Below are 25,783 nucleotides of genomic sequence, written 5' to 3'. Positions count from 1 at the left end.
TTTATTGGCAGACATAAAATTAAGAGAAGAGTGAATTTTGTGTAATCTTACGCGTTGATGATGGCAGCTCGCCATAACGACGTTTGTACTCTTGTGAAAAACGACCTAAATGAGTAAAGCCCCACTTAAATGCAACATCAGTGACCGTGGCATGTTCATTATTCATCAGTTCAAGATGAGCTTGTTCAAAACGAAGCTCACGTAAATATGCCATAGGGGTAATGCCAAAATGGTTTTTGAATCCTGCAAAGAGTGTTCGTGCACTTACACCTGATTGTTCAGCCAAGACTTCTATGTTGAGTGGTTCATGTAAGTGGTGGTGAATGTATGCTTCAGCACGTTTGATAAAGTAGGGCGCTAATTTTTTCTCATGATGAGAATTTGCTTTAAAAAAAGCATTATTTGGTTGTCCATAAATAAGAGCATTAAATAGATTTGATTCAAACTGCTTAAATGCAAGTGGGTGGTGGAGAGGATGATGCTCACATTTAAGTGCATCGATCATGGTTCTCAAAAGTTGCAGAAAATAACCACCAGATTGGGTGGTAAAATCAAGTCGAGGATTAAAAATTACATTTTTTTGTTCAGATTTCACGATATGTTGCTGACAATGATGTGCAAAATCATCTTTTGAAATTTTGAGAATGAGTTGAGGGGAGTGAGCACGCCAGCGCATTCTGAATGATTGGTCAGGTGAGATAATTGACGCTACTTCTGAGTATGAAATAAATTTATCTTGACCAAATTCAATTTCAGCATAGCCTCGAGTAGGAATCTGAATAAGATAAAACTTTTCAAGTTGATCTGGTTCGATCAATACATCTGCGCCATATTCCAAGCGGCTGATAGAAAGAGCCCCAGTTTGAACATGATGCATGCTTGCACTAAAATTTTTAGCTGATTTTAACACTTTTAGAGCATGAGGCTTAAAAATTTGCCCTACATTTTTACAAGTTTCGCTCAAATCTGCTTGATTGAAGACCAAGTTTTGACTGTTGAAAATTGATTCATTACTAAAATTTTGCCCAGTTAGCTGAGAGGAATGAAGCTGGTTCATTGTGAATCCTTTTGGCTCATTAGTAGTCCGTACCATGACAGTAGTGTTAAATTGATATCATGGAATGAGATTTACGATATAAATAAATGAAGCAATATTCAGACCAGAAATAATAATTTTAAAATTTAATAGCTATAGTGATAATTGAAAAAATTACATTTATTTATATCAGTCCTATCCTTAGGACGTTATTTAAAAATCTATCTCTATAATCGCTGAATGTCAAATAAAACCGAATTTTTTACCATTATGATTTTAATATAAGTTAATGAAAATATTATAAAAATAAAAATACCTATTAAGTAATATAAGATACCAAATTAGTATTTTTTAATTTACTAATCTGTGTTCAAAAATATATTTAAATATTTAGTCGAAGCAAAGAGACTTTATTTCGACATTATTATTAAAAATGTTTTATAGTATTTATCATGATTCAAAATAGCTAGGTGAACAGGATGATCACACTCAGCCAACATAAGGATCTTAGTCACGCATCGCGTGAATTGAATGTTGCTCAACGATTAATGAGCCTTATTTGTGGTTCACATCAATTAGAAACTGCTCGTAAAGATCAGCTTGATTTTCATTATTCAGGTATACGCTTGCCGAGTAAAAAAATGGCAATTGGCTGTATCAGTTATGGCACAGATGTGTCTATTCAAATTCAGCAGCTAGGTGCATATAGTATCAGTTTGCCTATTCATGGACAGCAAACATTGCGTATGAATGGAGAAACACATTTATCACATAGTAATAATGGAATCATTGTTTCTAGTCAGGATCAGCAAGAACTCATCATTCACCGTAATTGTAAAAAATTTCAAGTGGTGATTCCTGAAGAAAGTGTCAAATCTGTACTTTCCAATTTGCTTTCTAAACCTGTTAAAGAGCGTGTGATTTTTGAGCCAGATATGCCATTTAGTGAAGATAACTTCCTAAGATTGTGGTGGAATAATATTCAACAATGTTTATCGCTCAGGCAAGATTATTCTCGTTTTGATGGTTTAAATCTGCTTTCTCAAGATTATGAAAGTTTTTTGATTAAGGCTTTGCTTTTAACCCAGCACAATAATTATTCCAATGAATTAAGATCGCTCCAAGAGTATCAGCTTCCGAAGCCAGTCATGGTGGTCAGAGAGTTTATTCATCGTTTTGCTGATCAAGAGTTGGATGCATCAGATTTAGTCATGATATCGGGGACTTCAAAATCGACTTTATACCGTGAGTTTCAACAAGCGCTGCATATGAGTCCTATGGATTATTTAAAAAACTATAGACTTGAACAGATTCATCATGCTTTGCTGCAGAACAATTCAAATATTTCCATTTCAAGATTGGCTTATGACTGGGGATTCAGACATTTAGGACGATTTTCTCAAGAATACAAAGCCAAATATGGGGTTCTCCCGAGTGAAACTCTTAAAATTATGGTTTAAAAAAAGCCCCTTTATTGGGGGCTTTTTAATGACTGATTTTAAATTACTGCGTCATTTCAGCAGTTGATGTATTAGCTGATTCAGGTTTTTTTAATCCTTTTAATGCAAGCGCAATAAATGAAATAAATGTCGGAATTGCTAGGACATAGAAAATACCTGCAAGAGATAATTCAAATGTAAAAATCAGTGATCCGTAGAATGCACCTAAGATCGCACCGATACGACCAATACCATGCATCCATGATACACCTACACCACGGCAAACTGAAGGATAGAACAGCGCTGTTAGCGGAAGTAATGATGATTGAGCACCCACTAATAATGCGCCGATTAAGAAAATTGCAATACCGAGTAAAACAATACTTTGACTCACAAATGCTGCAACGAAGAACAATACAAATGCTGCGAGATAAGAATATTTAATCACAGTATTTGGATTGACTTTGTCCATATACCACCCCATAAAGCATGCACCTATTACACCGCCGAATGGGAAAATCGCTGCAATTAAACTAAACTGTTCTGTTGTGAATCCAGCGGTTTTAAGAATAGTTGGCATCCAGCTGGTTAACAGATAAAACACCATTAGGCTGGTAAAGCAACACAGCCAAAGCATTGCCGAACCCCAAAAGTATTTGCTAAACAAAATTTTAACAGGGCTTTGTTTAGGATCTAATACTTCTGCTTCAGGTAGAACAAATACAGTACTTTGATCAAATGTTTGACCGTGAATTTTCTCAAGAATTGGTTTTGCTTTTTCTTGACGATTTTGTTTGATGAGGTATTGAGGTGATTCAGGTAACTTGGTAATCAAAAATACCAATACAATAAGTGGGATTACACCGCCAATAATAATGACATTTGCCCACCCTTGATTCTCTAATAAGAACGCAGATAAGACACCGCCACTTGAGATCCCTAACATAAATCCGCAACCTGCTAATCCGGTCAGGAATGCTTTACGTTTTAGAGGCATGTATTCGGATACCATTGTACTGATATTCGGCATAGCCGCACCAAGTCCGACCCCTGTAATAAAACGATAGATCATAAGTTCTTGCGTGTTAGAAGCAAATCCACACATGATGGTGAAAATTGAAAACAACAAAGTCGTCATTACGATGACACCCTTGCGTCCAAATTTATCTGATAATGGTCCTGAGATAATGGCGCCGATCGACATGCCTACTAAGGCCGCACTGAGCACAGGTGCTAGATCTGGTTTTGAAATACCCCAATCATCTAACAATGCTGGTGCAATAAAGCCTAAGATGCCAGTGTCTAATCCATCACAGAAAAAAACCAAAAACCCCAGAAAGAAAACTGTCCATTGTAAAGGGGACATTTTTTCCCGATCAATAACGTCATTTACAATTATTTTTTGCATTTAAAATTTCCATATATTCAAACGTTAGAACAAAAAAGGACTATCGTTTGCAAAGAATATTAACGATAGTCCTTAGTGATTGTCATCAGCTCATTTAATTATCTTGAGCTATGACTTTGAATAAACTTCTCACTGTAAACACGTCCGTTGTCTATCTGGTGATCAGCTAACCAATTTTTGACAGCATCGATCATTGGTGGCGGACCACACAAATACATATCGAATGCTGATTCGCTTAATTGCGATTGATCTAAATGTTCGTGGATAAATCCTTTTTTTCCAGTCCAATCATTAGAAGGTTGTCCGATTACGGGATGATACTCAAAGTGTGGAATCTTAGCTGAGTATGCTTTTAACCTTTCTTGTTCACACAAATCTTGCTCTTTGTTTACACCATAATATAGATGTACTGGTGGAATTTGAGGTTGTTTCACAATTTGATCTAGCATTCCTAAAAATGCTGACAATCCAGTACCTCCTGCGACAAAGACTAATGGCTTTTCTTTTTCCACTTCGCGAAGATAAAAACTTCCTAAAGGTGCTTCGAGTAAAATTGTATCCCCAACTTTTGCTCGATCTCGCAGATAGTCACTCATGAGACCTTGCGGGAGTAAGCGAATTAAAAACTGTAATTGATTACCTTCATTGGGTAAATTGGCAAAGGAATAAGAACGCCAATCATTTGCACCAGGAATTTTTAATCGAGCATATTGACCCGGTAAATAATCAATTTTCTGCGTATGTTGACTGGCATCTACATGAATGATTGCCGTAGTTTCAGAGACTAATTCTACGTGAGTCACTTTGGTTTCGAGTTGAAGTGTTTCACCAGCATTACAGAAACTTGAGTCATGATCGAAATAGAATGCAGCATTCGATTGCACTCGTGTTTGACAAGCTAAAATTTTACGCTCTGCCAGATCACGTTCGGTTAATGCTTCTTCATCGACATAATCTTGAGTGTAATTGCCACTTTCACATTGCCCTTGACAGGTTGCGCAAACGCCTTCACGGCAGTCTAAAGGCAATGTGATACCTTGACGGAACGCAGCATCAAGTAAAAGCTCATCATTATTCACAGAGATAAAGAACGTTTTACCATCTGCAAAGTTGAGTGCAACAGAATGACTCATTCTTTTACTCCTTAAACGTGGTAGAAGTCGAGCACAGAATCAATTTTGTCATTCAACAAAATGGTGTGCTGTTTACGAATGCGGAAAGTGTCTTCATGTTGACGAAGGATATAAGTGACATGACCGTAAAAATAGCCTTCTAAACCTTGGCGGTTATAGAATGTCGACCAACCCGCTTTAACTTCTAATAATCCGTCTTCAAGTGTTTTTACACGGATGTTGTGAATCGCATGCATGAGACGCGGAAGGGGCGTAGCTGATGCAGCTTTACCAGTTCCTATACGGAATACGCGATCTTCAAGGCCAGCACGGTTTTCATAATAGATATATGAAAGCCCTTGGTTTGGATCAGTGACGTATTCATGGTCACTAATCCATTGTGGAATGTGGTATTCGCTGTCTTCGTCATAGAGTTCTAGATATGCGTCCCATTCATAGTTGTCACAAAGCGCAGATTTTTCATATAAAAATTGAGAAACTTGATGTACAAGAGCTTGTGTCATGATTAAGCCTCCTCAGTTGTCGCTTGTGATGCAGGGCATTCGTGTGGTTCAGAAGTATCTTCAGTGAGTTTAAGTGCTTTATTTTTTAAGCCTTTTAACATGAGATCGCGCCAAACTTGGTGTTGATTGACATATAAACCTTCTTGAGTGATTTCAGTACCCGTGATGACTGGTTTGATCCCTAATGTTTGAGCATTCGGGCTGTCGCCATAATTCCACTTGTGATAACCGCGCGAAATGTCACTCCAGCGTTCTAAACGAGCTTGGAAACCACGCTGTTGTTCACGGAATTCGACTAAATCGTCAGGTGTGCCTAAGCCCGATACGTTGAAGAAATCTTCGAATTGACGAATACGGTTACGACGTGCTTCAGCCGACTCACCTTTAACACCAATACACTGGCTAATGACTTCAGTTTTATTCCACGCAACTGGACGAATAATACGAAGTTGCGAACTGATTTGATCCATAAAGAAAAGGCTTGGGTATAAGTTCAAGTTTCTGAGACGGTGCATTGCCCATTCAGCACGTTTTTGACCATATTTCTCAACCAGATATGGCATTACAGTTGCGTAACCAGGACGTACAGTTGGGTTAGGCATGTCACTAAACAAAACGTTATGACCATTTTTAAATGAGAACCAACCATCATCAGTTGTGTCATCACCAGCACCTAATTTACTGTAATCAAGTGTGTCTTTTGGCCCTGTCCCTTTTTGTGCATTCAGTTGCTGACGATATTGAACTGTAGATACATAGTTATAGTGAACAGTACTTACGTGGTAGCCATCTACACCATTTTCATTTTGCAGCTTCCAGTTTCCTGCAAAGGTATATGCTGATTTACCCGGTAAAACTTCTAATTCACCTGTAGGTGATTGTTCAACCATAAGATCAAGGAAAACACGTGTATCACCTAAATAATCTTCTAAAGTGTCTGTAGCTGTTGTATCTAAGCTAACGAAGACAAATCCTTTATAACTGGCAATACGTGCTTTTTTTAGACCTCGTGATGATTTATCAAAGTCATCACAATACTCACCAGGAGCTTTAACTTTTACGAGACGACCATCCGATTTGTAACACCAAGCATGGAACGGGCAGGTAAATGTGGATTGATTACCTTTAGCAACTCGGGTTAATGTAGCACCACGGTGCTCGCAGGCATTGACCATTGCATTTAAATTACCTTGACCATCACGGTTAATGATGAGCGGTTGGCGACCAATTTGAACAGTGACAAAGTCATTTGGTTTTGGAATTTCACTTTCATGACACGCGTAGATCCACACCTTTTCAAAGATCATTTCCATTTCTAGATCAAAAAGTTCTGGTTCAGTAAACATGTCACGTGCGATACGATAGACGCCATCCTCTGGTCGAAAATCGATACATCCTTCAATAAAATCATGCCATTCGATGCTGCTACGAGATCCCATGGTCTAACTCCTTATATCACTTGATTTCATTTATCTTTGAATCTATTGAACAGTGATTAAGGGAGTCAGGCTATCCAGTTTGTTCTAATCGTTATCCATTTTTTCTCAAATATTTTATGGAGAAGGTAATTAAAAATATGAGTGGGATTCAAAAGTCGTCATTTGGGACTAGAAAAACAAAAAGCCGATGCATCTTTGATACATCGGCTGATTAAAGCTAAAGGAAATCGTTATTTGGCAATTCCAAGCTCTGTCAAATGAAGTCTGAGGATTCGTCTTAATTCCAACACAGCTTCTGGTGTTTCCTGAATTGAGTGCCCACCTTTGATAATAATCTCAGATTGTGCCCTTTTAAGATGCGCACTCTGATAAGGCACGATCCCATCTGACATAACAGTAGGATCTTTACTCTCAGTCACATTCCCCATGATGGAGTGAAATTTAAACCCTTTAACCGGCGTCACAGGTGAGGTTAATTTGGTGAAAGGAGAGTTGTGACTCAGATCACTCGGACCATTTTGAATCAGTCCATGACCTAAGTCTTTGACAAAATGTTTAATATTAATATCTTTATCTGAGAGCGATTCAGCAAATGCACCCAAAAATGCACCTGGTAACTTGATCACTTTACGAGCAGCTCGTGTAAACCAACGATCAGCATAATCTGTCCCTCGATGAGGTGCTGCTAAGAAAATTGCACGATTAAACTGTGGCACAGGTTTGATTTGTAAACGAGCTTTAAATAAAGGCTCATTCTTAAAGCGGCTAATTTGAGAATTTTTTAATTGAGACAAAGCAGGTTGTGTTAAATCAGCTTGGCTCACCAATAATCTTGAAATAATACCACCCATACTATGTCCAATCAGAACTGCATCTTTAGCTGATGCCGTCGATTGATCAAGTGAATCAAATGCTTGTTGAATGATCGCATTCACTTGAAAGCGACTTTCTAAAATTGGCATATTGGTGGAGTAAAACACTTGCCAAACTTGATAATGTTCTCTTAGAACATTGTCTCCCATAATGTCATTGGTTAATGCAATCCAAGCTTCTGGACTGCTTGCAAGTCCATGCACCAAAACAATAATTTTTTTGTTTGGATTATAGGGTTCGAGCATAAAGAGATGAGGCATTGTGATTGTATTGTCACGATCAATCAAACTCAAATATGCAGCAGCACCTAAGTTATTTTCGGCAAGCCATAAACCATACGGTGCAGAGTAATTCGCAGCTAAGGGATAAACTTTTCCACCTACTTTTAATTGATCTAATCCATAAGGATCATAAATATTCAGAGTGAAATGTGGGTGATTCAGAATATCTTCTAGACTACTTTGACGCGCAGGCTCAGCGGTCATTGTGACTGAAAGATAACGTGGTGGATGAATGTTAGGATTACGACCATTTTTATAAGCGTGATTTAATGGATCTACAATATATTTACCTGAATCGCTATTTCGCTCTGGCGCTGGAAGCGTTGCGACAAATTCCGCACCGAAACCATCCCGACGGTTAATCGAACGCAAGCCACTAAAATTGAGATTGTAGCTTGAAAGCAGGCTATCTAATTTTTGATTAGCAATCTGAGGGTAATGGTCATAGTTGATGGTATAAATGCTTTCACCAATTTTTATTTGTTTGGGAACTTTTTCACCGGTATAGCGCATACCATAGGTCATCACCATTTTCGCCATGGCTTGATTGTAGAAATCTCGTATTTGAACTTGTCTATTATCGAAAATACGGTCGCTTGGTTGGCGTTTTGTCTTGAATAGATAGGCATAACTATAACGAATACTTTTATCAAGCATTGCTAACTGTTGGTCAAGACATTGACTATAGTTTTCTTGATGAATTTTTTTCTTTTCTTCTGACTGATATTTACTAATTAAACTGGTATTACAAGCAGAAGAATTACTGAGGGCTAATGCCCGTGTCAAATATGCTTCACTTGCAGTTGAATAAAGTTGTTCATCTTGAATTTGTTTTATTTTTTTTAGATCAGATACGCATTTATCGGGATCATTAGAACAACTTTCAGCCTCACTGCCTGTCATGGAGAGGACATTCAGACTCGCTTCACTCATTTTTTTACGCGTTAATATGCTATCTCGTTCATTCGCGATCGAGACATTAAGCGCTTGATTTTTTACACTGACGACTTGGCAACCTGTCATAAATAGTGGTGTTGCGAGCAGTAGGGCGCCGATGTATTTATTGTTCATCATAAACATATTTTCAACTGTCAGCATGAATCATTAACGCTGAGCATACGTTATTTTTAGGGAGATAAAAATAAGTGCTAAAAAAAATAGACTGAATAATCAGTCTATTTTTTATGAAATAAGATTATGATTTCGCTGGATTGTTTAAAATCTGCCAAACATTGTAACGACCTTGTTTCTCAATTTCTTGAATTAAGCGGTCAGCAACTTCAGTTTCTTCAGGATATTTCACTTTGTAATTTTTTAAAGTTGTGATTGCATTTTTCTTTTGACTCAATGCGAGGTAGTTGTTAACAGCTACGAGATAAGCTTCTTGAACACCTGCTTTGATGGCCTTATCGATATATGGAATAGCTTCTTTTTGACCACCACCTTCAGACAAAGAGAAACCAAACCAGAAGTTCGCTTCAGCGTCTTCTTTGTTGATCTTCAGGATTTGTTGTGCATATTTTAAAGATTTAGTGGTGTAAGCAGAACCAAGATCAAGGTTACGACCCAATATACTTGCTTTAAATGCACGAATTAAGATATCGAATGACGCGTTATCTTTCGCTGCTAAAGTATCTAGTTGAGCTGAAACTTCACGTAATTTAGCTTCAAAACCGCGACGTTCTTGACGATCTGTAAAGCGAGGAGGATAGTGACGTGCTTTACCTTCAACCATCTGGAGGAAGTCATCAATTTCTGTAATATCGATTTCATTTTGACCCGCTAAAACCGTGTATTTCATCGCACGTTGTGAACTATTCACAGTCGGTACGATTAATTTGTTGTGTTCGAGGATCATCTTTCTGTTTGGATTATTTGGATCAGTCACCTCAAGTTTTTGAAGTGGTGCAGCAGCAGCTTTTTTTAGTTCAAGCTCGAATACTGGTGGTTGGCTATAATTAAAAGGATTTAATGCATAAAATGGCGCACTTAAATCAGGCTCAGAAAAGACGATTGGATCGTTTGTTTTAGATTGTTTTTTTACTGCTGGAGAGCTACAAGCACTCAATAATGAAACAGCGATCATGGTGGCAATGAGGGGCTTAATCGTCATATTTTCTTCCAATATTATGTTTTTAAATTCTAGTTCAGGTTGTATCTGAGTCTATGAAAAGTCGAAACAACATGCAACTCAGATTCACCTAACTTAGTCAAACTTATACATTAAGCTTTTGATTGTGCAGTTTGAGCTTCGCACTCACGACGAACTTCGTCAATGATTTTTAACTCTTCAGCACTAAATGGTTGTCCATTACTTTGAGCGTTATTAAATGTTGGATCAAGTAATGAAAGTCGCTGACATAGAGTGTTCATGCGCTTTTCATTGTGCTGTATACGATCCAATAATACCCGCATACCTTCTAACATTGGATCAGATTGATCTTGGGTTGTCGCGTAAGGCTGAAACCCGATGCTTTCTGCATAATTGCGTCGTTCTGATTCTTTGTCCAAATCTTTTTGCTGATTTTTAATAATAAATCGCGCTGGATTACCTACGGCAGTAGCACCTTCAGGGACTTCTTTGGTGACCACAGCATTTGAACCCACTTTCGCATTTTTATGTACGGTAAATGGTCCCAAAATTTTCGCACCTGCGCCAACGACTACGCCATCTTCTAGCGTTGGGTGACGTTTGCCTTTATTCCAAGTGGTGCCACCTAATGTCACGCCATGATAGAGCGTCACATCATCACCAATTTCAGCTGTTTCCCCAATGACCACACCCATACCGTGATCTATAAAAAAACGTTTGCCAATTTTGGCACCTGGGTGTATTTCGATACCAGTTGCAAAACGACTAAAAGAAGACAGCATGCGGGCTGAAGTTTTACACTCTTTTTTCCAAAGCTCATGCGCAACACGATGCATAATCAGTGCGTGAATTCCTGGATAAGTGGTTAAAACTTCAAATGTGTTGCGCGCCGCAGGATCGCGGGCAAACACAGCTTGAATATCTTCTTTAAGCTGTTTAAGCATCTTTTGATTTCTCTTTAGAATCTGACTTTTTCCATGTGCCATTGTTCAATGCCTGAACACGACTAAAAATACCTCTAAGAAGATGGTACTCCATACGATCTAATTGTATACGTCCGAATAAGCGACGCAAGCGTAAAGGCAATAATCGTGGATTTTCTGGGTCTAAAAACTCGATTTCGTGTAACATTTTTTCAAAATGAGGATAAAATTGTTCCATCTGTTGATGTGTTACCAACGGCTCATCCCAATGCATAGAATCTTCATCAGTCACTTTCATAACAGCTTGAGGATCTTCAACTTGTTCCATGAGAGCCGTGGTCGCCATTCGCATTTCATAGCAAATAATTTGAATGGCTTGAGCGACATTGAGTACGCCATAGTCTGTATTCACAGGGATGGTCACATGGTAATTCGCCATAGCCAATTCTTCATTGGTTAATCCGCGATCTTCACGCCCAAATATTACGGCTATTTCTTGTTGTTCTTTGATCACCGCTTGCATAGATTTATCAGCAGCAGGTCGAGCATCTAATAAAGGCCATGGAATAGTTCGGCTACGAGCACTTGTACCAAAGACTAAATGACAATCTGCGATGGCTTCTTCAAGCGTTTCTACAATCTGAATTTGATCAATTAAATCGGTTGCACCGGCTGCAAGTGCATCAATATCAGGATGAGGATAAATTTTAGGTGCAACTAAAACCAATTTTGAAAGCCCCATGGTTTTCATTGCTCGAAGTGCGCTACCGATATTCGCAGGCAGGGTAGTATTCACCATGACAATACGCACATGAGACAAATGCGCTGAAACAGCAGCATTATCAATTAAATTCATAAATCTTCCAAAATTAAGAGTATTGACTGACTTCCGTCATGTATTGATCCATTGCTTCATCCATACTGATCTGGTCAGGTGGAGAGGCATGTGATGTGATGACTGGTTCTGATTTTGGTTCTGCGGCGTGGGAACGTGCAGCTTTTGACTTGACATGATACTCCACATGTAAGGCCTCTTTACCAAAATAGTCGCGCAGTTTGAACAATAAGTCATCGAGTGGTGCGACATTCCATTGCGGTGGTAAATGAAAATCAGCGGTTGCATATGGAAAGTCGAGTTGTACTTGTAATGGCACATGCTGACACATATCTACATTACAAAACGGTTGAATGATCTGTGAAAGCTCTTGACCAAGATTTGGCTGAATATGCTCAGGTTGTAATTTGATGAGGATGTGATTTGCACGTTTTTGACGAATTTCGTTTAATGTAAACGCCTTAGTAAGGCGTCCCATCGGACGGTCGAAGCCTTCACGTTCATAAATTTCACCTTCAATCACGATCACTCTTTCATTCACAATAATATCTTTAAAACGTTGGAAGCGTTCATGATTTGCTGAGACTTCGATTCGAGCAGTACCATCATCGAGTGTGATCATCATGCGGTTAGGGAAATTTGCGACATCCACAACCAAGCCTGCAAATACAGTAGTTACTCCACGACGTGTTGGAGTCAGCTCATTAATTTTGTTAGAAATAAACGCTTTTAACTCGGGGCGATACACATCGATTGGGTGTCCCGTTAAATATAAACCTAAGGTGTCTTTTTCACCTTTTAAACGGACTTCATCAGACCAAGGTTTTACAGGTTTAGTAGGTTTACGTTGAACTTCTTCAACTTCACCAAATAAATCCATAATGCCTGTTTCACGGTTTGAACGAGCTTGTTCGGCAGCTTGTACAGCTTCAGGCAATTGAGCCATTAAAGTCGCGCGTTCAAGTCCGAGACAATCTAATGCTCCTGAGCGAATCAAAGCTTCAAGTGTACGTTTATTGATTTTTTTCAGATCAATGCGATGGCAGAAATCAAATAAATCTTTATATGGTCCAAGCTGCTTACGTGAATCAATCACAGATTGCATTGCTGCTTCACCAACACCCTTGATTGCACCTAGACCATACACAATGGTTTTTTCATCAATTGCATGGAATTGATAAATCGACATATTAACGGAAGGTGGTAACACGTCGAGACCATTGTTACGACAGTCATCAATCAAGAATACAATACTGTCTGTGTTTTGCATTTCCGAAGTAAGTACAGCGGACATAAACTCTGAAGGATAGTGTGCTTTTAACCAAGCCGTCTGATAAGCCACCAATGCATAGGCTGCAGCATGTGATTTGTTGAAACCATAGCCTGCAAATTTTTCCATATAGTCAAAGATATGGTTCGCCGTTTGCTCATCGATATCTTTTTTTGCAGCACCTTCAATAAAGATTTGGCGTTGTTTAACCATCTCTTCAGGTTTCTTTTTACCCATCGCACGACGAAGTAAGTCCGCACCACCTAGACTATATCCGGCACAATACTGAGCTGCTTGCATAACCTGTTCTTGATATACCATAATCCCATAGGTAGGTTCTAAGACACCTTCTAATAGGGGATGTAAGTATTCGAACTCTCCACCATGCATACGATGAATAAAGTCTGGAATTAGATCCATTGGGCCCGGGCGGTACAATGACACGAAAGCAATAATTTCTTCAAATTTACTTGGGCGTGCTTCCTTGAGCATTTTTTTCATGCCCACGGATTCAAATTGGAATACCGCAGTGGTATTTGCTTCGGCAAATATCGAATATGCAGCTTTGTCATTTAGCGGAATATTCTCAATCTTTAGAGGTATATCAAACTTCAATCGTTGGTTAATGTGCTGAATAGCATCTTCAATTACAGTAAGATTTCGCAATCCCAAGAAGTCAAATTTAACAAGTCCTGCCGCCTCAACATCGTCTTTATCAAATTGAGCGACACGACCGGTACCATCTTCGTCACACAGTACAGCTGAGAAGTCCGTAATCTTGGTCGGTGCGATTACAACACCACCTGCGTGCTTACCAGTGTTACGCGTTATTCCTTCAAGTTTAAGCGCCATTTCCCAGATTTCTGATGCATCTTCATAATCTGGGTTGGATGGGTTGGTTACAATATCTTTAAGTTGTGGTTCGGCTTCTAAAGATTCTTCTAAACTTAAACCCAAAGGTTTAGTCGGGATCATTTTAGAAATACGATCTGCTAAGCCGTAAGACTTACCTAAAACTCGTGCAACATCTCGAATTGCACCTTTCGCTGCCATCGTACCAAAGGTTGCAATTTGAGATACAGCGTCACGCCCATAAGTTCGTGCTACATAATCAATTACACGATCACGACCTGCGATACAAAAATCCACGTCAAAGTCTGGCATCGAAACACGTTCAGGGTTTAAGAAACGTTCGAAAAGAAGTCCGTATGGTAGTGGATCTAAATCTGTAATTTTTAAACTGTATGCAACTAATGAGCCTGCACCTGAACCACGGCCCGGGCCTACAGGTACGCCATTGTTCTTGGACCACTGAATGAAGTCCATGACAATCAAGAAGTAACCTGGGAATCCCATCGAGTTAATGATCTTGATTTCGAAATCTAATCGATCGTCATATTCTTTGCGAATTTCAGGCCAGTCTTCTCCACGTTTCTCCTCAGGATAAAGGTGATTAAGACGTTCTTCTAATCCTTCTTTAGACAAATGGGCAAAGAAGGTATCAATTGTATGACCTTCAGGAATTGGATAGTCAGGTAAAAAGTATTTACCTAAGCGAAGTGTCACATTACAGCGTTTAGCAATTTCAACTGTATTTTGAATAGCACTGGGGATATCAGCAAATAACTCCACCATTTGCGCTGTTGTTTTGAAATATTGCTCAGGGCTGTAAGTACGTGGACGACGATTATCACCTAAAACATAGCCATCTGCGATGCAGACGCGCGCTTCATGGGCTTCAAAGTCTTCTTCTCTAATAAAATGAACATCATTATGAGCGACAACACCGATTTGATATTTTGCGGCTAATTTAACAGCTTCAATAATAAAATCTTCTTCTTGTGGGCGATTGGTGCGCGTGAGTGCTAAATAGACACGATTGCCAAATTTTTCGATCCAAGCTTCAAGTAAGGGTTCAGCTTTTTCAGGGCTACTTGAACACAGCATTTCTCCAACATCACTTTTAATCCCTAAAAGTGCAATCATGCCCGGCGCTTGTTCTAACACCCATTCTTTTTTTACACACGGGATACTGAGTTGTTGTCCTTCAATAAAGCCGCGCGATACTACTTCAGTTAAACTACGCCAACCCTCATTATTCATCGCCAGTAAAGTCATACGATGTGATTCATCATTCAAACGAATCACACTTCCTAAAATAGGTTTAATCCCTTTTTTAAGACACGAGGTATAAAACTTCACTGCTGCATGTAAGTTCGATAAATCTGTCATCGCGAGTGCAGGCATAGAATCCTGTACAGCAGACTTCATTAGATCAGGTATACGTACGATTGATTCAGTAATAGAAAATTCTGTATGAACACCGAGATGAACAAACTGCATAGATGAGTCCTTTACAAGAGCAGAGCGTATTTTATCATGCAAAGTGATTTAGAGCTGAGAATCCACGATATTTTATATGATTCGCACAAATTATCTTCGATTTGAATAAAGGCGATTTTATATCAATCAAAAAAAGTGCCATTCGGCACTTTTTTATAACATGAAAATTGGGCTTAATATTCCCAGAACATGCGTTGTATTTCTTTTGCATCTTTGGTTTTGGTTAAAGCAAGCGCGGTTAAAATTTTAGCTTTTTGAGGGTTGAAGTCATGTGCAACTACCCAACCATATTTGTCATCTGGCTGTTCGGCATTACGGAGAACGAATCCTTGTGGCACTCGTGAAGAACGTACAATTTGTATACCACTTTGCTGAAGTTGATTCAGCGTGGGAACAATATTTTTCGCGACTGAGCCGTTTCCTGTACCTGCATGGACAATCGCTTTAACCCCAGCCTTGGCATACGCTTGATAAGCATCAGGAATCATGTTGCCAGAGCCATAGACAATTTGAACTAATGGGAGTGTATCACCCTTAATATTCTCGATATTAAATTCTGACCGCTGATTAAATCGCTTAACAGAACTTCGGAACCAGTAAGGTTTAGATTCTACCAACGTCCCTAAAGCTCCCCATTGGCTTACAAAGGCATTAGTATGAATATTAATGCCTTTAGTCACATCTCGAGCTGCAAAAATACTATCGTTCATAAGGACGAACACCCCCTTATTTTTTGCACTCGGGTCTGCTGCCAGAGCAACTGCACTATATAAATTTAGTGGGCCATCCGCAGATAAAGCCGTCGATGGGCGCATTGAGCCGACAACAACAATAGGTTTTTCCGTTTGTACGACTAGATTAAGAAAAAAAGCGGTTTCTTCTAAAGTATCTGTGCCATGTGTAATGACAACGCCATTTACATCTGACTTTTTAACCAAATCATTGACTTGGCGGGCAAGGGAAAGTAATTCTTTGTCTGTAATGCTTTCAGAAGCAACCTGCATTGCTTGTACGCCGCTCACATTGGCTAAATCTTTAATTTGAGGAACGGCATTCAGTAAGTCATCCACTGGAACTTTTGCGGCAGTGTAAGTGGCGCTGTTGGTTGAGCTTGCACCAGCACCCGCAATCGTTCCCCCAGTTGCAACGACGACAACGTTATTTTTAGCAAAGCTCGTTAGGGGTAATAACAAGCCAATCGATAGAGTCAGTGCGGTTAGCGTCTTTTTCATCTTTTTTCCTAAATGTTTTTTATAGTATTGTGCATGGATAATGCTTAATCACGATAAAGGAAAAGAAGGGTGCTTGTATATAATCAAAATGAAATTAATATCATGAAATAATCAAAATATTAAATATAAAACCCCCAGATTGAAATCTGGGGGTTTTAAATACATCATTCACATAAAACGACTGAATTAACGCATTTTCGCCAAGAATCTTCCTAGACGGTTAATCGCTTCACGAAGTTCATTTTCAGCAGGCAAGAACACCACACGGAAATGATCAGGGGTAGGCCAGTTGAATCCTGTACCTTGAACCAATAACACTTTTTCTGCTTTGAGGAAGTCAAGCATAAACTGTTCATCATCCTGAATCGGATAAATTTCAGGATCAAGTTTAGGGAAACAATACATTGCACCTTCAGGTTTAACACAGCTTACACCTGGGATTTCATTCAACATTTGCCAAGCAATATTGCGTTGCTCATACAAACGACCACCTGGACGAATTAAATCGTTGATAGACTGGTAGCCACCCAATGCAGTTTGAATAGCATATTGAGCTTGATGGTTAGCACACAGGCGCATTGACGCGAGCATGTCTAGACCTTCAATATAATCTGCTGCACGTGTCTTATCACCCGTAATTGCCATCCAGCCTGAACGGTATCCAGCAATTCGATAGGATTTAGATAATCCGTTAAATGAAATACACAGTTGATTACCCGCAAGGGCAGCGACCGATACATGTTCGATTCCATCGTAAACGATCTTATCGTAGATCTCATCAGCAAATAAAATCAGGTCATATTTTTTTGCAAGAGCGACAATTTTTTCTAAGACATGACGTGGATAAACAGCACCCGTTGGGTTGTTCGGATTGATAATCACGATCCCACGAGTATTAGGCGTAATTTTGTTTTCCATATCCTGAATATCAGGATACCAATTGTTTTCTTCATCACATTTATAATGGATTGCAGTACCACCAGAAAGATTAACGGCAGCAGTCCATAATGGATAATCTGGCATTGGCACCAGCATTTCATCGCCGTCATCTAACAGGCCTTGCATAGCCATTACAATCAGCTCAGAAACACCATTCCCAATATAAACGTCATTGACATGCATATTGAAAATACCTTTTTGTTGATAGTACTGACAAACCGCTTTGCGGGCAGGGAAAATCCCTTTTGAGTCTGTATAGCCAATTGCATTTGGTAAGTTCAACGCAACATCATTGATAATTTCTTGAGGTGCTTCAAAACCGAAGGGCGCTGGGTTGCCGATATTAAGTTTAATTATCTTATGTCCGGCTTCTTCCATTTCGTTGGCGGCGCGTAACACAGGTCCACGAATGTCATAGCATACATGCTCGAGCTTAGACGATTTCTTAATTTCGCGTGGAGTAGTGTTACCTAAAACGGACATATTCCCATCCAATTATTTTTGAGTGAATAAAAATAGATTACTAAATATCACAATCTATGTAGAAATTTAGCTAGAAATTTTTCAAGCTCTAGCGTAAATATGAAGGTACTGAAGCATGACATTGAATGTCAAAGATTTAAAGGAGTTAATCATGGGAAAACTCAATAAAACAGACCGAGAATGGCAAAGAGAGTTATCACCAGAGGAGTATCGCATTACCCGTCAAAAGGGAACTGAGCCTGCTTTCACAGGGCGATATTGGAATACCAAACAAGAAGGAACTTATGTTTGTCGTTGCTGTGGCGAACCTTTATTTACTTCAGAAACCAAATATGACAGTGGTTGTGGATGGCCTAGTTTTTATCGTCCAATCAACCAAACAGTCATTGAAGAACATGACGATCACTCACATGGCATGATTCGTACTGAGATTGTTTGTCATCATTGTGACGCACATCTAGGTCATGTTTTTGAGGATGGACCTGAACCTACAGGTCTTCGCTATTGTGTAAACTCAGCTTCATTAGAATTAAAAACCCAAGAAAAAAATGATGAGGAAACCTATCCATGACCAATATTTATCAATTTGAGGCAGAATTGCTAGAAGGGGAAAATAAGCAATTTTCGGACTATGAAGGTAAAGTGCTATTGATAGTCAACACAGCCAGCAAATGTGGATTTACGCCACAATTTGCAGGGTTGGAAGCGCTGTATGAAAAGTATAAAGATCAAGGTTTTGAGGTATTAGGATTTCCGTGTAATCAATTTGGTGGGCAAGATCCGGGTACGCACGAAGAAATTGGTAGTTTTTGCCAGAGAAATTACGGTGTATCCTTTCCGATGTTCGCTAAAGTGGATGTAAAAGGTCCTGAAGCCCATGTGATTTTTCGGTATCTCACCAACAACAGCAAAGGCATTTTAGGAAGTGGAATTAAGTGGAACTTTACCAAATTTTTGATTGGAAAAGATGGCAAAGTGCTTAATCGATATGCACCTACAACTAAACCAGAAAGCATTGAAGATGATATTCAAAAAGCGCTGGCTCAGTAAAAAAAATCAGCTCAATTGAGCTGATTTTTTTATTCATTTAATTCAAGAAACGGTAATCGGCTAGATTTGCATTTTTGGTTTCTAGCCAATACTTCCATGTATAACTCGGCCAAAGTGAAAAATTCTTTCCGCCTTCTTGCTGATACCAACTCACACAGCCAGATTGCCAAACTGTGCCTGCAAATTTTTCTTGGATTTTACGGTTGAATTCTTCTTGGACTACATCTTTGACCACGATTGCTTTGGTTTTGGATTTTTCTACAGCTTCAATCAGTTGTAGAATGTAATTCACTTGAGATTCGATCATAAAAATTACAGAGTTATGACCTAAAACAGTATTCGGGCCTAAAAGTTGAAAGAGATTTGGAAATCCTTTGGTAGAAATTCCATAGTAGCTTTCAGCACCCTCTTTCCATGCTTCTTTCAACTCAATACCATTTTCACCATAACATTTAAAATCTTTTAAATAAATTCGTGGATCAGTAATAAAACCAGTACCGTAAATTAAGCAATCTATTTCTCGTACTTGCCCATCTTTGGTAACAATCGCATTTTCAGTAATTTCTTGGATGCTGTCCGTCACGAGCTCTACATTCTTGCGATTAAATGTTGGGAAATATCGATTTGATACCAAAATTCTTTTACACCCCATGGTGTAATCTGGTGTCAATTTTTTTGCTATTTCTTTATCTTTGACTTGGAAGCGAATAAAAGCTTCTGCAAGTTTTTGACCCAGTCGCATCATTTGAGGTTTTACAATCGGAACTACGCGTGATTCATTTGACCAATACAAGCGCGCTCGATGCAATTTTCTAAACCAGTCGTATTGGGCAAACAGTTTTTTGTCTAAAGCATTATAAGCACGTTCATCGCGCGGTATTACCCATGCAGCAGTTCTTTGAAACACGTATAACTGTTTGGTTTTTGGTGCAATCTCAGGAATATATTGAATTGCACTTCCACCTGTGCCGATACTGGCTACACGTTTACCATTCAGGTCATAAGCATGATTCCAAGATGAGGAGTGGAATACTTCGCCTTTAAATTTTTCGATTCCTTTAATCTTTGGAATTTGAGGAATATGCAATGGACCAGAGGCAAAAATAAGGAATTGACTGTGTAGAGCACTTTGATTCTTGATGGATATTTCCCACGTATGAGCTTGCTCATCGAAGCGTGTCGAAATGACTTCGGTATCAAATTGAATAAATTTTTTTAAATCATATTCTTGAATAAGATCTTGAATATATTGGAAAATTTCAGGTGCTTCAGCATATCGTTTTGTCCAATCAGATTTTGGTGCAAAAGATAATGAATACATATGAGACTGCACATCACATGCAGCACCTGGGTATTGATTTTCACGCCAAGTACCACCTACATCTTTAGCTTTTTCAAGAATAACAAAATCTTCAATGCCGCGTTTAAGAAGTTGAATAGCTGTGGCTAATCCTCCAAATCCGGCGCCGATAATCGCAATTTTAGAATTTTTCTTGATGAATTGCGTTTCAGTTAAGTCGACTGAATTTGTATCTAGCTGATCTGATGTAACTTCCATTTTAATACTCGTTTATATTATTTGAAGCTATCATAAGCAGTCTGGACTGAAACTGACATGATTTCATTGACATTTAATATTGATATTTTCGGCAATATTCTTTCCCTTTTTTTTAGGGTAAAACATATGCAACTTTAATTTTAAAATTCTGATTTATGAAAAGGTCGATTCTCGGTTTGTTGTATCTCATACAGGGTATGCGACAAGTCGGAATAAATGTGGACGAAAGATTGGAAGCTGTCGGTTTAAAGGCGGACGCCTTAGATCCGAGTTCAACGATTCAACCTGAATTAGAACAAATCATTCAAAGAATTATTGCTAAAGGGGTTAACCCGCTGCTCGGTTTAGATGTCGGTCAACATTATGCGCTCGCAGGCTATGGTCCGCTTCTCATGCTATTGGTCACAAGCCCGAATGTCGGTGCGGCTCTCACAAATGGAATACGCTATCAAGCGCTTACCCATTTATCGGGTAGACTTACATTAGAGCAGACGAGTGTCTATGCGGCTTTATGTTATGAGCCTCTCAATTTACAAAGTGAAGTTGATGAGTTCAGGGCTCAATGTGAAATTTCAGGTACGGTTAAATTCGTGCAAGATATCTACAAAATGATAGGATTGCCTTTTCCTGAAGTGCAGATTGAATTGCCGTTTTCACGACCGAAAGAATCCATTTTTTTGAACAAGTATTTGAATTATTTCAGTGAACAAGTTCGGTTTGAACAAGACAAATTTCGACTGATTTTTGATGCAGAAATTTTAGAATTGAAGTTGCCTTCAGCTGATCAAATCACATTTAATGTCCACCAACAAAGATGTAATGCTGAGATCGAAAGATTAAATGCGCAACAATTGAATCAACACCAGTTGATTCAAAGAATTCACGATTATTTGGATTTACAAACGGGGCAGATTCCAACAATGGCAGAAACTGCTCAAGCTTTGAATATTCCAGAGCGTACTTTGCGACATCAGCTTAACCAACTGAATACAAGCTATAAGCAAATACGGGAGCAACTCATTCGAGAGAAAGCGCTTCGATTGATTGAGTACAAAGAGTATTCAATCGAAGTAATAGCTGAAATGCTTGGATATTCAGAACCTGCAGCATTTAACCATGCTTTTAAAAGATGGTTTGGACAAAGTCCACGACAGTATGGGAAATAACCTCAGCATGTATGCTCAAATGGTATATGCCAAAGTGTTATTTATCATTTTTTTAAATATTCGTTATACTTCCGACGGCCTAAAAAAGTAATCTATATCTATGTTCCATTCTCATTCTTCGCAAAATAGTTTAAGTCACACTCCGCAATCACCTGCAGAACGTTATGCTCACGCAATTTCGTCAGGACAATTTATGCCTGATGATGCTCAAGCTCAAGCTGTACATGAACTTAATCGTGTTTGGGAAGAACTGATCTTACGATATAAAGCTTCTAAAAAAGCGTTTCGACGTTTTCGCCGTCAAACAGCCCCTAAGGGTGTTTATATGTGGGGTGGTGTTGGGCGTGGAAAAACTTGGTTGATGGACCAGTTTTATGATGCGATACCTTTCCGTCGCAAGACGCGTATGCATTTCCATCATTTTATGCAATATGTGCATAAAGAGTTAAATAAAAATTCAGGACAACAAAATCCACTCGACATCGTTGCTGATCAAATTTACAAAGATGCGGTTGTGATTTGTTTTGATGAATTCTTTGTATCAAATGTCACGGATGCGATGATTTTAAGTGATTTATTCCAAAAGCTATTTGTTCGTGGAATTACACTTGTTGCGACATCAAACATTGCACCAGATGGTTTATACAAGAACGGTATTCATCGCGACCGCTTTATTCCAACGATTGAAATGGTAAAAAAGAATTGTGTCATTTTGAATGTGGATGCAGGTGTTGACTATCGTTTGCGTGTACTGAAACAAGCGCAGTTGTTCAAATCACCTTTAAGCCATGATAATCAGGTATGGATGGCACAACGTTTTTCAGCATTAACCAGTGCTCAAAATGTGAGTGAAGAACCGATCATCATTAATGGACGTAATGTCGATACAATTGGTCATACTGAAGATGTATTATGGTGTGAGTTTTCTGAACTCTGTATGAAGCCACGAAGTCCTGCGGACTTTATCGAAATTGCGAACACTTATAACACTGTCCTAGTCAGTAATGTTCCCGATCTGAATGATTATTTATCAGAAGGAACACGCCGATTCATTTATTTAGTCGATGAGTTCTATGATCGTGGTGTTAAATTATTACTAACCTCACATGCCAGTATCATTGATATATATAGTGGCGAAAAATTAGCGTTTGAAATCGAACGCACACGTTCACGCTTACTCGAAATGCAATCAGATGACTATTTACAATCTGCGCATCGACAAATTGATATGCCTGCAGAATAAATGTGAAAATTCAAAAACGAACCCAAACAGATGATGTTTGGGTTTTTTTATTTGGAGTGGAATAAATTTGAAATCGTCGCTTAAAAGCGTAGAGAAAATAGACATATTGGTTTAAATTAAATCAGATTTGATGGAAATTGGCACTTAAGTCTAATTTCTACCTTTATAAAACTTTATACACTGTAATTAGATTGTTGAATTAAAACGACTCAATAAGTAATAGATCAAAAGTCTCATCTGATTGGTGTCTATAATAAATGATCACTATTTAGCAATGTGATATTACTATTCAGCAATTTATAAATGGGTATACTAGATTCTCTTGTATAAAAAGTAGCAATATCAGGAAAGACAATGACTGCACGTATTCAGAAAGGCAAGTTAGCGATTGCTAAAGAACTCTACGATTTCATCGAAAATGAAGCACTACCAGGTTCTGGTTTAGACAGTGAAACTTACTGGAAAAACTTTGAACAAGTCGTTGTTGATCTTAGCCCAAAAAATAAAGCACTCTTGGCTAAGCGTGATGACATTCAAGCGAAAATTGATGAATGGCACCGCAATAATAAATTTGAATTAGGAGCTTACAAAGCTTTCCTGACAGAAATTGGCTACTTATTACCAGAAGTAGAAGATTTTCAAATTACAACTGAAAATGTAGATGAAGAAATCGCACTATTGGCGGGTGCACAATTGGTTGTGCCTGTACGTAATGCACGTTACTGCTTGAACGCTGCAAATGCTCGTTGGGGCTCTTTATATGACGCATTGTATGGTTTCGATGTGATCTCGGAAGAAGGCGGTGCGGAAAAAGGTAAGGGGTATAACCCTGTTCGTGGCGAAAAAGTTATCGCTTTTGCTAAAAATTTCTTAAATGAAACTTTCCCTTTAGCAAATGGATCACATGCGGATGCTACGAAATACGCTGTTGAAGCAAAAAAATTAGTGGTAACGCTTAAAGATGGCAGCACAACGAATTTGGCTAAAGAAGCTCAATTTGTAGGTTTTAATGGTGAAGAGTCTGCGCCGACAGAAATCGTTTTATTAAATAATGGTTTGCATGTCATCATTGAAATCGATGCGACAAGCCCAATTGGTCAAACGGATGCTGCTGGCGTAAAAGATCTTGTTTTAGAATCTGCGGTAACAACGATCCAAGATTTGGAAGACTCAATTGCTGCGGTTGATGCTGAAGAAAAAGTTGAAGGCTACCGTAACTGGTTAGGTTTGATGAAGGGTACTTTGGAAGAGAAAATCGAGAAAAATGGTAAAACCATTACTCGTGCTTTAAACAAAGACCGTACCCACAAAAATCTGATCGGTGGCGAAACAACTTTACACGGTCGTTCATTGATGCTTCTTCGTAACGTTGGTCATTTGATGACGAACCCGGCGATCCTAGTGGATGGTCAAGAAATCTATGAAGGTATCATGGATGCATTGATCACACCGTTATTAACGTTTGCTGACATCAAAGGTCAAAATGAAATCAAGAACTCTCGTAAAGGTTCTATGTATATCGTTAAACCTAAGATGCATGGCCCTGAAGAAGTTGCATTTGCAGTTGAACTATTTGAGCGTGCAGAACAAGCTCTAGGTTTGCCAGCAAAAACGCTTAAAATCGGGATCATGGATGAAGAGCGCCGTACTTCTGTAAACTTGAAAAACTGTATTGCTCAAGCGAAAGATCGTACCATCTTCATTAACACAGGATTTATGGACCGTACAGGTGACGAAATCCATACCTTTATGGAAGCAGGTCCATTCGTTCGTAAGGGTGAAGTTAAATCTCAAATTTGGTTCCCTGCATATGAAAACCGTAACGTGATGGTTGGTTTACAAGCAGGCTTACGTGGCAAAGCACAAATTGGTAAAGGCATGTGGCCTAAACCAGATATGCTTTTAGATATGTATAAAACCAAAATTGAGCATCCTGAAGCTGGTGCGAGCTGTGCTTGGGTTCCATCACCATCTGGTGCTGTAATTCATGCGATCCACTATCACCAATGTAATGTTTCAGCGCGTCAACAAGAGTTGTTAAAAACTGAAGCATTACCTTTAGATGATTTATTAACTCCACCATTAGCGACTGATACGAATTGGACTGATGAAGAGAAAACTAAAGAGTTAGAAAATAACCTTCAAGGTATTCTTGGTTATGTAGTTCGTTGGGTTGATTTGGGTGTTGGTTGTTCTAAAGTTCCAGACATCAACAACGTTGGTTTGATGGAAGACCGAGCAACTTTACGTATTTCATCTCAACACGTTGCAAACTGGTTACGTCACGGTATCGTGACTAAAGAGCAAGTTGAAGAAGTAATGCAACGTATGGCTAAAATTGTAGATGAGCAAAATGCGAACGATCCAGCGTACACACCAATGGCACCTGAGTTTGACGGTTATGCTTACCAAGCAGCATATGATTTGGTGTTTAAAGGTGCTGAACAACCATCAGGTTATACAGAACCATTACTTCATGCTTACCGCTTGAAGCTTAAAGGTTACACTGGTGACTAATTAAAATAAAAAAGCCTCTC

The 25,783-nt window shown here is 38.8% G+C and carries 19 protein-coding genes; 6 read left to right on the top strand and 13 right to left on the bottom strand.

What is annotated here, in order from left to right:
• Positions 1-19: 19 nt before the first annotated feature.
• On the bottom strand, positions 20-1,057 hold the full coding sequence (locus AC1M9P_RS11375) for an AraC family transcriptional regulator (RefSeq protein WP_481587661.1): 1,038 nt from the start codon (positions 1,055-1,057) through the stop codon (positions 20-22).
• A gap of 458 nt (positions 1,058-1,515) precedes the next feature.
• On the opposite strand from AC1M9P_RS11375, the gene AC1M9P_RS11370 reads away from it, so the two are divergent.
• A complete protein-coding gene (locus AC1M9P_RS11370) occupies positions 1,516-2,496 on the top strand; it encodes an AraC family transcriptional regulator (protein ID WP_481587660.1) in 981 nt (326 codons plus the stop codon).
• Positions 2,497-2,539: 43 nt separating this feature from the next.
• Here the strand turns inward: AC1M9P_RS11370 and AC1M9P_RS11365 are convergent, their stop codons facing one another.
• The 11 genes from AC1M9P_RS11365 to AC1M9P_RS11315 form a co-directional block, all read right to left on the bottom strand.
• Entirely contained in the window at positions 2,540-3,883 is a 1,344-nt protein-coding gene (locus tag AC1M9P_RS11365; protein ID WP_481587659.1) for an MFS transporter, read from the bottom strand.
• A gap of 98 nt (positions 3,884-3,981) precedes the next feature.
• Positions 3,982-5,016: an anthranilate 1,2-dioxygenase electron transfer component AntC gene (gene antC / locus AC1M9P_RS11360; protein ID WP_180028207.1), complete on the bottom strand. Its 1,035-nt coding sequence runs from the start codon at positions 5,014-5,016 to the stop codon at positions 3,982-3,984.
• Between the two features lie 11 nt (positions 5,017-5,027).
• Entirely contained in the window at positions 5,028-5,519 is a 492-nt protein-coding gene (gene antB / locus AC1M9P_RS11355) for an anthranilate 1,2-dioxygenase small subunit (protein WP_035266119.1), read from the bottom strand.
• A gap of 2 nt (positions 5,520-5,521) precedes the next feature.
• Complete coding sequence (gene antA / locus AC1M9P_RS11350; protein ID WP_035266117.1) at positions 5,522-6,958, bottom strand: anthranilate 1,2-dioxygenase large subunit; 1,437 nt, start codon at positions 6,956-6,958, stop codon at positions 5,522-5,524.
• Positions 6,959-7,188: 230 nt separating this feature from the next.
• Positions 7,189-9,192 (bottom strand): esterase/lipase family protein, encoded by a 2,004-nt coding sequence (locus AC1M9P_RS11345; protein ID WP_481587692.1) that lies wholly within the window; start codon positions 9,190-9,192, stop codon positions 7,189-7,191.
• Between the two features lie 115 nt (positions 9,193-9,307).
• Positions 9,308-10,225 (bottom strand): ABUW_2363 family tetratricopeptide repeat lipoprotein, encoded by a 918-nt coding sequence (locus AC1M9P_RS11340; protein WP_481587658.1) that lies wholly within the window; start codon positions 10,223-10,225, stop codon positions 9,308-9,310.
• Between the two features lie 110 nt (positions 10,226-10,335).
• On the bottom strand, positions 10,336-11,148 hold the full coding sequence (gene cysE / locus AC1M9P_RS11335) for a serine O-acetyltransferase (protein WP_035266113.1): 813 nt from the start codon (positions 11,146-11,148) through the stop codon (positions 10,336-10,338).
• Positions 11,141-11,983 carry an RNA methyltransferase gene (locus AC1M9P_RS11330; protein ID WP_481587657.1) on the bottom strand — a complete coding sequence of 281 codons (843 nt, stop codon included), beginning with the start codon at positions 11,981-11,983 and terminating at the stop codon, positions 11,141-11,143. Before AC1M9P_RS11330 ends, cysE begins: the two co-directional genes overlap by 8 nt.
• 13 nt (positions 11,984-11,996) lie before the next feature.
• Complete coding sequence (gene dnaE, locus AC1M9P_RS11325) at positions 11,997-15,575, bottom strand: DNA polymerase III subunit alpha (protein WP_481587656.1); 3,579 nt, start codon at positions 15,573-15,575, stop codon at positions 11,997-11,999.
• A 173-nt stretch (positions 15,576-15,748) separates the two neighbouring features.
• Positions 15,749-16,807 (bottom strand): type II asparaginase, encoded by a 1,059-nt coding sequence (locus AC1M9P_RS11320; RefSeq protein WP_035266107.1) that lies wholly within the window; start codon positions 16,805-16,807, stop codon positions 15,749-15,751.
• 186 nt (positions 16,808-16,993) lie between these two features.
• The gene (locus AC1M9P_RS11315; protein ID WP_481587655.1) at positions 16,994-18,229 is read right to left on the bottom strand and encodes a pyridoxal phosphate-dependent aminotransferase; all 1,236 of its coding nucleotides are present in this window, start codon (positions 18,227-18,229) and stop codon (positions 16,994-16,996) included.
• A gap of 151 nt (positions 18,230-18,380) precedes the next feature.
• Here AC1M9P_RS11315 and msrB point away from each other — a divergent pair, with 151 nt between their 5' ends.
• Positions 18,381-18,800 (top strand): peptide-methionine (R)-S-oxide reductase MsrB, encoded by a 420-nt coding sequence (msrB, locus tag AC1M9P_RS11310; RefSeq protein ID WP_035266138.1) that lies wholly within the window; start codon positions 18,381-18,383, stop codon positions 18,798-18,800.
• The gene (locus AC1M9P_RS11305) at positions 18,797-19,279 is read left to right on the top strand and encodes a glutathione peroxidase (RefSeq protein WP_035266096.1); all 483 of its coding nucleotides are present in this window, start codon (positions 18,797-18,799) and stop codon (positions 19,277-19,279) included. Before msrB ends, AC1M9P_RS11305 begins: the two co-directional genes overlap by 4 nt.
• A gap of 37 nt (positions 19,280-19,316) precedes the next feature.
• Here AC1M9P_RS11305 and AC1M9P_RS11300 read toward each other — a convergent pair whose 3' ends face one another.
• On the bottom strand, positions 19,317-20,837 hold the full coding sequence (locus tag AC1M9P_RS11300) for a flavin-containing monooxygenase (protein WP_481587654.1): 1,521 nt from the start codon (positions 20,835-20,837) through the stop codon (positions 19,317-19,319).
• Between the two features lie 155 nt (positions 20,838-20,992).
• On the opposite strand from AC1M9P_RS11300, the gene AC1M9P_RS11295 reads away from it, so the two are divergent.
• The 3 genes from AC1M9P_RS11295 (at position 20,993) to AC1M9P_RS11285 (ending at position 25,763) form a co-directional block, all read left to right on the top strand.
• Positions 20,993-22,003 (top strand): AraC family transcriptional regulator, encoded by a 1,011-nt coding sequence (locus tag AC1M9P_RS11295; protein WP_481587653.1) that lies wholly within the window; start codon positions 20,993-20,995, stop codon positions 22,001-22,003.
• A gap of 100 nt (positions 22,004-22,103) precedes the next feature.
• Entirely contained in the window at positions 22,104-23,246 is a 1,143-nt protein-coding gene (gene zapE, locus AC1M9P_RS11290) for a cell division protein ZapE (protein ID WP_481587652.1), read from the top strand.
• Between the two features lie 354 nt (positions 23,247-23,600).
• A complete protein-coding gene (locus tag AC1M9P_RS11285) occupies positions 23,601-25,763 on the top strand; it encodes a malate synthase G (protein WP_481587651.1) in 2,163 nt (720 codons plus the stop codon).
• Positions 25,764-25,783: the final 20 nt, after the last annotated feature.

The organism is Acinetobacter sp. 25-47-122 (genome assembly GCF_056779695.1).
Note: the sequence above shows the minus strand (reverse complement) of the source record. Positions and strands in the feature narration are given on the sequence as shown.